An 11,869-nucleotide genomic window follows, 5' to 3' on the forward strand; every position below is an offset into this window, starting at 1 on the left:
TAATAATTATTAAAACTATATATTTAAGCTTTCTTTTTTTATAATTTTTTTAAATTAAGTGGAAAAATATATAATAAAAGTATATCTGTCCTTTCTCTCTTCTCTAGTTCTCATCTTTACATTTGCATATATAATTAAATCTCCAATTGCTATTTATAATGGTACAATTAGTAGTTGCATTCCCATCATAAGCCTTATAGCATTATTATATAACCTCAGTCGTTTCTCCTTCAGTCGCACCTTCAACGACCAATTAATTACCAATAATATTATTATCATTGATAATTAACATACTTAAAATTAAAAATCACTAAGAATACACTGATAACTCTTAGTGGTCTTAAATTATTTATTCTGTTCTAAGTGCTGTTACTGGATCTTTTTTTGAAGCTTTCCTTGCTGGAATTAATCCACCTATAAAAGTAAGAATCATGCTTAAAATAACTAAAGCTACTGCACTAACTGGTGGTAATGACGCATTTATAGTATCTATCCCTACTAATGAATGAATAATCTTATTTGCTGGAATCAATAGTAATAATGATATGATTATACCTATGACTCCAGAAAATATACCAATAATAAATGTTTCTGCATTAAAAACTTGCGAAATGTTATTTTTAGAAGCTCCAATTGCACGTAATATACCAATTTCCTTAGTTCTTTCTAAGACAGATATGTAAGTAATAATACCAATCATTATTGAAGATACAATTAGTGACACTGAAACAAAAGCAATTAATACATATGAAATAACATTTATAATTGTTGTAACAGATGACATTAATAAAGCAACATAATCTATATATGCTATTCTATCTTTTTCTTCAACAGTGTTATTATAATCATTTATACATTTTGAAATAGCTTCCTTATCTTCAAAACTATCAGTATAAATACTTATTGAAGCAGATGCATCTAAGCTAACTACACCAAAAGCAGTCATATTATCATTATAGCTTCCTGATGATATGTAACTATTATAAATATTAAGTAAGATATTGTCATCTGGATTTTCAAGATAATCATCTAATGTTACTGCAAGCTCTGACTCACTCATAGCCATCATTTGTGATACCATAAAAGGACTATATGAATAAACAGACTTTAAAATGCTCTTACATAATTTTGCCTTATCAGATATTCCAAGATTGGATAAATAAGTTTTTGCATCTGCAATTTTAGTAGTATCATCACTTGCTTCAAAGCTAACTCCATTTAACACATTAACATTTTTATTAGCTTCTTGCGCCTTTACCACTTCACTGTTATTTGTATAATCAATTAGATAATTTGTTAATGCTTTTGTATAACCAATTGGTGCATATATTAATTTACTTTTTTTATCATCTTTTGGTTTAATAACCGCACTAATTTTTATTTCAGTTTCATTATTAATTAGATTTTCTAATTCTGCATCATCATTAGCAATATAATCAAATGTACCATTTTTATTTTTAATATAATAATCACAAGCTGGAATTAAATAAAAACTCTGATTACAAATATCCTCATAAGTCCAAGATTTAGTTTCAATATTAACTTCTTCTCCTGAATTAATTTTATCCATAATTTCTTTATATTCTATTGAAGGAAGAATACCTAATTCATAAAGTACATTTGTTGGAATTTCATTATTTTCATCTAATATAAGAACAACTTCATTAAATTTATTTGGCCAATCTCCATATAAAACATTATAGTTGTTAATTACTACTTTACTAATAAGCTCTCCATCATCACCAGGCATTAATTCTTCTAAGTTTTCTGAATAATTAGGCATCATTTTCCTCATCCCCATATTCATAGTACTCTCTTCATTATTATTTGAATCTGTAAGTGTACCTCCATCTGCATTAATAAGTGTTCCATCAGAATCATATGTATATAAATCAAACTTAGTATTATATGAATAAACTATTCCATTTTCACCAATATACTTATTAATTTCACTATCCTTATTATCAAGATATTTCTTAAAGCTAGTAAGATTATTTTCACTAATACTTGTAGTCATCTTAGACATCATTTCCATACGCTTACCATTAGAATACACAGCATTTAAATCATGATTTATATCTTCTTTTAAATGATTATCTACATTGCTCATAACAGTACTCATATCTATGGACTGCTCTTCAATAGATATAGGATATGATATCATTGTATCCTTTTGAATATCTGAAATATAAGTATTAACACCATTTGAAAATGATAAAATTAATGCAATTCCAATAATTCCTATAGATCCTGCAAAAGCAGTAAGCACTGTTCTACCTTTCTTTGTACGTAAATTATTAAAGCTTAATGATAATGAAGTTAATAATGACATTGAGGCCTTCCCCATATTTTCATGTTTTAACTCCTGTAATTTTGTAGTATCTACTTCATATGGATTTGAATCATCTATAATCTTACCATCACTGAGTTTTACAATACGAGTTGCATATTCTTCTGCAAGCTCTGGATTATGAGTTACCATAACAACAAGTCTATCCTTTGCAACTTCCTTTAAAAGATTCATAACCTGAATACTAGTTTCAGTATCAAGTGCACCTGTTGGCTCATCTGCTATCAGTATATCTGGATCATTAACAAGAGCCCTTGCAATAGCTACTCTCTGCATTTGTCCACCAGACATTTGATTTGGTTTTTATGAATATGTTTTTCAAGTCCTACTTTCTTTAAAGCCTCTATAGCACGCTTTTTTCGCTCTGTTTTTGAAACACCTGAGATAGTAAGTGCTAACTCTACATTAGCTAATACCGACTGATGAGGAATTAAGTTATAGCTTTGAAATACAAATCCAACAGTATGATTACGATAAGAATCCCAATCCCTATCTTTATATTTTTTAGTTGATATTCCATTGATAATAAGGTCCCCGCCATCATAACGGTCGAGGCCTCCTATAATATTTAAAAGTGTAGTTTTCCCTGAACCACTTGGTCCAAGTATAGCTACAAATTCATTATCTCTTAGGTTTAATATTACTTCATCAAGTGCTGTTTGTATCATATCTCCAGTTGCATATTTTTTGATTATTTTCTGGATTTGTAACATATTTATTATCCCTTCTGCCTATTTCATCTTATATCTAGTAGCTTTTATACAAATTTATTCTTATGGTTTAAATTATTTCTTATTATGTATAAATTTGTATAAACTTTCTCTTATCTATTATCATGACTATTTTTTGAATTTTAATACATTACTAATATCATAAGTAATAAATTAGCATATGTTTTTTTATAATTTATCATCATTTACGAGTATATTATTTAAGATATATATTAATATTAAATAGGTCTAATAAATTCTTTTATTGTCTAAAGTATAAAACTACATTTAAAGTTATATTTTCATCTAATAAAATAAGGTTGTCTAATTGACAACCTTATTTTGATAATGTAACAACTATAAGTTCTGGTCTATTAAATATTCTTACTGGGATAATACTATTTCCTAACCCTCTACTAATAATCATAGATGTATTATTACTTGTGTGGATACCTTCTGTTAATTTAGGAAAAAAACCTTGGTTTGGAGCAATTAATCCACCTATAAATGGAAGCCTAATTTGACCTCCATGTGCATGTCCAGAAAAAATTAAATTTACATTACTATTTGAATATATATCAAATAATTCAGGTCTATGGGAAAGTAAGATTTTAAAGTTGCTGCTATCTTCAGTTAGAGTCGTTAATAAGTTTTTAGTTTTAGTATTACCTGCATATTCTAACCAATCTGATTCAATAAATGAGGGGTCAGATAATCCTATTATATCTATAGAATCATTATCATTAAAAACCTCAATTTTTTGATTATCTAAAACCACAACTCCACTGTTTTCTAACCTAGACTTAATATCGCTATATGAACCAGACCAAGCCTCATGATTTCCAGATACGTAATAGATAGGTGCAATATTAATCGCTCCATTTATTAGCTCCATTGCAACATCGATATTTGTATTATTTGAATCTATTAAATCTCCTGTAATAACTATTATATCTGGATCTATTTTTTCTATCTTTGATAATATTCTATTTTGTTTACTTCCAAATTCCTTGTTATGAAGGTCTGATATATGTAAAATTTTATACCCTAGAAATCCTTTTGGAACAATGTCATTTTTAAATACTATTTCGCTAATACTTATAGAATTGTTTTGCCATTTAAAAAAATCAAATAAACCAACAAGTATAATGGCTGCCATAAATAAAATCTTTTTTTGTTTTGTTTTTAGTTTCATATTTCGCTCACTACCTCAATAAATAAATACTTACCACATTTATAATTATCATTATTCAAAAGTCCACCCCATATCTTCTAGCGTATTTAATGTCATATTAGTAATATCCTCAATAGTACCTCTTTCAATTAACTTACAACTATACACATCAGTTCCTGCAGGATAAGTTTCTCTAATTTCACTATTACATGTAATCTCAATTTTATCCCCAGTTTGTAATCCTTCAAAAATATCTTCTTTATTTGAACTATTTCCCATAACAATTGGTGAACCCTCTTCATCAATAATAAGATTTATACCACTACTTGCTTTTAAATATCTCCCTGTCATAGATACTTTATTTATTTTAGAGCATGCTACAAATATAGCTATAATACAAATAGCTCCAAGAAATAATTTAAATACTGATTTTCTCATAACATTTACCACCCTTTCATTAAGTATACTTATTAGACTAAGTGTTATTTCAAAAAGTTCCTTCTATACTTAATTAAACAGCCTATCATAATTGCAGTTCATTTGTTTTTAATGAAGATCCAAAAAGTATTCTTAGAAAATCTATGTATTTATTAGTTTTTCCAGTGCTTTTTACTATTTCTATATATCCCTTATTCTCTAATGATTTTAAAAGAGCTACTATTTTCTTTTTACAAATTTTATTTAACTTTTCACAATAAAAAAGTCTTCAACTAAGTTAAACTTAAACTTATCTGAAGACTTTTCCTTAAATACAGTACTAATATATTATGAAAATTCTTAGTGGTAGCTTCTTTAATTAAATACTTATTATTTTATCTCTTTACCACTCCATTCCCCTAAATCTTCTTTTGCTGAACGAGTCATTTCTTTTGAGAATTCTGATTTAACCTTAAAATTATAATGCATTTGAGCATAATTGTTTGCATTATACTTATTTTTTTCTGTATATAGTTTGTCCCTTTTTGAATACATATCAAAAACTATTTTTCTTTTTTTCTTTTAATTAAAGTAACTGTTCCACCTCCAACTGCTGCTAAGCCTAATAATGCTATAATAGTTGAAGAAACGGCTGCACCTGTAGCTGGTAATTTTTTATTATTGCTACTATTTACCTTATTATTTGAATTATTGCTTGCTGTATTATTTCCATTACTACTTGAATTATTATTTGCTGTATTGTTTCCATTATTACTTGCAGAAGCTTTTAACTCTAAATTATCTACCGCTGAATTAATTGCTTTTGTAGCTGAATTTATTTGCTCTTGTGTTGAATTTTTATTTTCAACTACAACTTTACCTTCTTTTACTGCCTTCATTAGCTTATTTACAGTAGCCTTTGTATATCCTGATAAATCCATATTTTCAACCTTATTAATTAAGTCTTCTAAAAGTGATTTATCTGGAATTAATCTTAAATTTAAATATGCTCTTAATAAGCTATTATAAGCATCATTTACTTGCTCTTGAGTAGCTCCTTCATTTATTAATACTTCCTTAGCCTTTTCTAATTCAGTTTGGAAAGCTGACCAAGTAGCTTCAATATACTTATCTTTACTTAAGTCTTGTAGTTTATTTACTAAGGCTTCTAAAGCTGACTTATCAACATTATTCTTAACTAATTCATCTATTGCATTCTTTAAGTTATTATAAACTTCATCTACTTCTGCTTGCATAGCATTTTCATCTACTAATACAGCTTCAGCAGTAACTAAAACATCTTGTAATTTAGCCCATGAATCTTCAGTATATTCTTTTTCAACTAAAGCCTTAGCTGCATCTACAAGTGCTTGTAATGCTTCTTTGTTTCCTTGTTTAAATTCAAGCATCCAAATTGCATTTACTAATCTCTTAAAGCTTGCATCTACTTCTGCTTCAGTAGCAGCTATATTTCCATAAACAGCATTAGCTTCTGCTAAAGCATCATTAAATTCTTTAGCAACTGCAGGTACAACACCTTCTAGTTCACCATTTGCTACTAATTCATTAGCGTAGTCTATAGTAGTTTTTAATGCTGATTTATCAGCTTCCTCTACTGGTGGCTCTGGAGTTACTTCTTCTGGGCCATATACTTCAAATTCATAAATTGAATATCCCCATGGAGTTACTCTTTCAACACCTTGCATCTTAACATATCTAGCCTTAACTGTATCGAAAGTTATCTCCTTTAATCCAGTAGCTCCATTAGCCTCTGAATATACTTCAGTATAATTTTCACCATCTTCTGAAACTAAAATTTTATATTGTGTAGCATAAGCCAGTTGCCAGTTAATATTTACTTTATTTATATCATAAACCTTACCTAAATCAACTTGTATCCATTGGTCATCTGAGTATTCTGAAGACCATCTTGTATTTGTTGAATCACCATCAACAGCTAATTGTGGACCATACTTGTCTACCATACCTAATTCAGTACTTGAAGCTGTAACTTCTTTGTTAAACGCAAGATTTACTGGAGATTCATCATCCATGATAAATATTTTAGCTTTAGAGTTAAATCCTGTTGTAGCACCTACAACCTTTTGAACTCTAACATTAAAGTACTTATTTCCATCCATCTCTTCATTATCAAATAATATTACTGAAGCTGTTGCCTCTGTTTGACCATCTGCAAAGGTTACATCTTCAATCATTCTTTGATAATCTTGGTCATGAATAGCTGTTGCACTTTCTAGACTGAAGGAAACTGATACTTCTCCCTTTGCTCCACCAATACGTTTTAATGGAATCTCAACTTTACCTGCATCTTCATTTACAAAGATTTTCTCTGCATCAATCTCAATCATTCCTCTTTCACTATCAAGAACATAGAATGCATCTATATGACTAGAATATCCACCACCATGAGGATTATTTCCAGTTAATACAATTTCAACTGTATGCTCTCCATATTCTAAAGTGTCACTTTCATATACTATTTGTTGTGGCTTATAGCCGCCAGTTCCATAATTATCTACTACTATTGGCTCTCCACCATCTATTGAAATAGTAAATGTACCATGATTTGGATCTGTAGCAGATACCATATAGAATTTACTTCCTTCAAATCTTAATCTAGCTTTTGCTCCTGGAGTATTTGTCCAGTGAGTTGAATTATTATAGAAGCCAGTTTCGTTTGTTCTAGAAGACCATGTTCCTTCATATTGAATTTGATTTAATCCTGTACCAACCTCTTGGTCATCAATTATTCTTAATCCATCTGGAACATTTGACTCTAGCTCTATTGAAGAATGAGCTTTATATACACTTACATTGTTTATTAATGGTACATCTTGTGAGCCTAAGATGTTTATTCTTATTTTAGATGCTGTTGTTGGAGCTAATCTTATAAGTCTCTTATATCCAATAGTTTGTCCTTCTTGAACCATCTTCCATTGGTTAAGACTTTCATTGTAAACTTCAACACTAAATCTTTCAATTCTTTGTCCTAAAGGAATGTACTCTTGAATGCTAATAACATCAAATAATGTTTCATTTCCTAAATCAATAGTAATACTTCCTGTTTTAACACCATTATCAGTAGTCCAATAGCTATCATAATTTCCATCAGTTACGTTATTTGCTATAAAGCTTGTAGCTCCAACCTCTTGACCTCTAAATGTATCAGCTTCAGCTTTGCTGTTTAAAGCTAAATCTTCATCAAAGGTATTTTTAATTGCTGTACTAAATTCATTAAGTCTTGCTATATCTTCCTCACTTATTAATCCTCTCTTATCTGGAGGTACATTTAATAATAAAGTACTATTTTTACCTACTGAATTAAAGTAAATATCAACTAATTTTTCAAGAGATTTTGGATCTTGGCTTTCATGGAAGAACCAACCTGGTCTTAATGAAGTATCACTTTCACCCATTATCCAGTGAGTTCCTTCTGGATCACCATGATTTAAATAATCCATATCCATATGTGGTAGGTTTAATGTATCACCTTTAATTTTTGACCAACAAGGTTCACCAGCATAACCTGCTTCATTACCTATCCATCTTACATCTAATCCCTTATCAGAGAATATTAAAGCATTTGGTTGTAATTCTCTAACTAAAGCAAACCATTCATCTATTTTATAATCTTGAGTAACGTTTGAACCTTTAGCTCCATCAAACCAAACCTCTGCTATATCACCATATTCAGTTAATAGCTTTCTTAATTGAGTCATATAGTAATCATTATAGTCATAGCCGTTGCCATCTCCATAATTTTCATTATTTTGATCCCATGGTGATAAATAAACACCAAATTTTAATCCATATTTAGCACATGCATCTGATAATTCCTTTACAATATCTCTACCTCTAACACTTTCGTTGATAGCTGAGTTTGTAATATCGTGATCACTGTCTGGACTATCAAATAAGCTAAATCCATCATGATGCTTAGTTGTAAGAATAATCTTCTTAAAGCCATTTTCACTTAAAACCTTTGCCCATTGGTCTGGGTCTAATTCTGTTGGATTATATACTGAAGGATTCTCCTTACCATTACCCCATTCAACATCTGTAAATGTATTCATTCCAAAATGCACAAATGCAGCCATTTCTTCTTTACTATACTCAACTTGTTTATCTGTAGGTGTTGGCCCATATGGTAAAGGTGCTTCAACATTGTTATTATCTTCTTTACCTTCTACTAAATCAGAAACTTCTTGAGCTGTTAATGCTCTATTAAATATTTTAACTTCATCTAATGAACCAACCATATTTCCTGAATCTGCAAGTCCTGCTTTAGCATTTGCACCTATTCTTTTTGCTGGTCCAGCAATTTTAGCAGTAATCTTATCTTGTAATTTTCCATTTACATATAAAGCTGTTCCTGTAGAATCTGATACAAATGATAAATGTACCCATTCATCTTCTGGTGCAACATAGTTAAATGTATAATCTGAAACACCAAACTTAGTTATACCAACCTTCTTTGTATTATTCCATTGTTCTAGCTTTATTTCACCTTCAACACCACCAATTAATGCAGCATTTGTTCCTGTGTTCTTACCCTTATTTACCCAAACAGTAGCTGACCAGTCACCTTCTAAATCATTTAATCCTAAATCTACATATCCACTTCCATCAAATAAAAGTCCTTTTCCATTTTTACCTTCTCCAAAAGTAACTCCACCTGATATTGTTCCTGGATATTTGTTGTTCTTGTCATTGATTACTGTTCCTTGGCCTTCTTCCATATCCCATTCAGCATTTACTGGCTCATATGGAGTTTGCCAAATTTGAGGGTCTTTATAATAGTTAATATCCTTATTTTCTAACCTTTCACCATGAGCTATTAATCTTGGTTTATATTCCTCCCAACTTCTTGTCTCCTTAAGTGTCCATCCTATTTCAGCTAATCCTAATAAACGAGGAAAAGCTAAAAATTCAAGATTTTCAGTTTTACTTTCTCTTAGAGTTTCACTCCATAATGATGCTTCTATACCAATAATTCTATCTTTAGCACCATAATCTGTAGGGTCCCATTCATATGCCTGTTGAATTGAAGTTGGACCAGCCCAACTTAAACCTAATTCAGTGCTTTTATCATATTTTTGATCAATATATGATTTATTAGCAGGTGAAACTAATTGCTTTAAATCCCCCTTAAAATTATTTCCATTCGCAGGGCTATTGTCCCAATATTGACAAATAGCATTTTCATCACCTGTTACTACTTCATCATAACCTTGCCATCCAATTGTAGTCATATTATAACTATGAGCTATTTCAGTTACTCTTTTGCAAAATTTGCTATAGTCTTCCTTACTTGTGTTATGAGCTTCATCTCCACCAACATGAATAGTCTTAATCAATGGAGAAATTTCAGATATTTGTCTAAATAAAATATCTACAAATTCATAGGTATTTTCATTATTACATTCAAATGAAGAATATCCTACGTCATAATCCATAGATGGTTTTGTATTATCCTTTGGACCAACAGGTTTTCCATCTGAAGTTGAGTTTAAATAATTTAAAGAAACCAATGCAGCCCAAGTATGTCCTGGCATATCGAATTCTGGTATAACTTCAATATATCTTTCATTTGCATACTCTACAATTTCTTTAAATTCTTCTTGTGTATAATATCCACCTTTATCACCATAAACTGATGATTGTGCTCCAATTTCAATTAACTTATTAAGGTCTTCTTGCTCTTCTCCAATTGTTCCTTTAAGCTGAAGTCGCCAACCCTGGTCATCACTTAAATGAAAATGAAATTTATTAATTTTATACTGAGCTGCATTATCAATATATCTCTTAACTTGATCAACACTAAAGAAGTGTCTTGCAACATCTAGCATAGTTCCTCTATAAGAATATTCTGGTTTATCATTGATTTCTGTGTATGGCATGCTCCATTCTACGCCATTTACTAAAGAATTTTTTTCAATATCAGCCGGTAATAACTGTCTAAGTGTTTGAACTGCTCTAAATAGTCCTTCCGGCTTATATGCTAATATCTTTACTCCATCAGAATTAACAGTTACTTTATATCCCTCATCACCTAAAGCTTCATCTCCACCTACTGTAGTTAAATAAATATTGCCACTAGGCACATTATTTCCTTTAACTACATCAAAGCTATATCCTGTTGGAACCTTAAACTTATTTGATATATACTGTCCTGTTCTATATATTTCATTAGTTTCTTCTTCACTATTACCTTTTACATATATAGATGTTCCTGCAGAAAGTATAAATTTCCCTTCTTTTACTTCATTATTCAAAGGTTTTGGTATAAGTGCCCTTTCAATAATTTCACTTCTCTGTTCTAAAGCACTAACGCTTTGCGACAGTGATGTTGCTAAACTTACTGTCATAGTAAGGCCCAAAGTTAATGATAAAACTCTTTTCTTTAAATTTAATAATCCCATAAATGTTCCCCCATTTCCTTCTCTTATATTTCCTCTTTATAACTATTTTAAAATCATACAATTTTAATATTTAGCATAAAGTTTATCACCTCCTTTTCATTTCATAATTATAGGGTTAATCATATTTCTTAACCCTTATATATCAAGGCCTCTAAGACCTAGATTTTCTATATCACTCAAATTTTCTAGTATCTTTTTAATCTTTTGGATAAAACTAACTACAGTAATTGATTTTTATGAATCAATATTTGATACCATTGATCTATTGGGGCTATAAGAATTTAATTATGTATGATGCAAAATCTGGATTGCCAATATATGAAGTGACCTTAACAGGCGAAAAAGCAGATGTTTCAAATTTGATAAACTTCCTAGATGAAATAAATTCTTGGTTTAGTTTAAAAGACTCAAAACTTCTAGCAGATAAAGGATTTGACTCGAAGATATATGTCTCTTAGCAGTTGCACTCGCCGCAATCCTTACAAGTAAGGGCGATATGCTTCGTTCCTTAAGTAATCTTAAGCTTGCAAATTAGCTCTTTAAGGACCTAATATTTTACATTTAACTATCCTCATAGTGATAGTCTGCCCTTTTTAGAGCACATTATTGGTAATTAAATCTAATTTTTCTTTTTATAATTCTCTAAAAAATATTCACTTTTAAAAGATCAATTATGCTCACCCCTATTTCATAATATAAGTGATGTAAATAAACTTCACTTATTAAAAACTTTGCTATTTTCTAGTATAACTATTATATTTATAGTTATAGCAGA

The 11,869-nt window shown here is 29.9% G+C and carries 6 protein-coding genes; all 6 read right to left on the reverse strand.

From position 1 onward, the window contains the following. Positions 1–349: 349 nt before the first annotated feature. Positions 350–2,626 (reverse strand): FtsX-like permease family protein, encoded by a 2,277-nt coding sequence (locus I4V51_RS21285; RefSeq protein ID WP_347708674.1) that lies wholly within the window; start codon positions 2,624–2,626, stop codon positions 350–352. Continuing rightward, entirely contained in the window at positions 2,614–3,063 is a 450-nt protein-coding gene (locus tag I4V51_RS21550) for an ATP-binding cassette domain-containing protein (RefSeq protein ID WP_195990070.1), read from the reverse strand. Before I4V51_RS21550 ends, I4V51_RS21285 begins: the two co-directional genes overlap by 13 nt. 334 nt (positions 3,064–3,397) lie before the next feature. Then, a complete protein-coding gene (locus tag I4V51_RS19325; protein WP_195990071.1) occupies positions 3,398–4,255 on the reverse strand; it encodes a metallophosphoesterase in 858 nt (285 codons plus the stop codon). A 51-nt stretch (positions 4,256–4,306) separates the two neighbouring features. Continuing rightward, positions 4,307–4,672 (reverse strand): hypothetical protein, encoded by a 366-nt coding sequence (locus I4V51_RS19330; RefSeq protein WP_195990072.1) that lies wholly within the window; start codon positions 4,670–4,672, stop codon positions 4,307–4,309. 369 nt (positions 4,673–5,041) lie between these two features. Next, positions 5,042–5,206, reverse strand: coding sequence for a hypothetical protein (locus I4V51_RS19335; RefSeq protein ID WP_195990073.1), 165 nt, complete (start codon positions 5,204–5,206; stop codon positions 5,042–5,044). Between the two features lie 8 nt (positions 5,207–5,214). Further along, positions 5,215–11,094: a family 20 glycosylhydrolase gene (locus I4V51_RS19340; RefSeq protein WP_195990074.1), complete on the reverse strand. Its 5,880-nt coding sequence runs from the start codon at positions 11,092–11,094 to the stop codon at positions 5,215–5,217. Between the last annotated feature and the right edge of the window lie 775 nt (positions 11,095–11,869).

It is taken from the genome of Clostridium sp. D53t1_180928_C8, from assembly GCF_015667795.1.
Lineage (GTDB): Bacteria > Bacillota > Clostridia > Clostridiales > Clostridiaceae > Clostridium.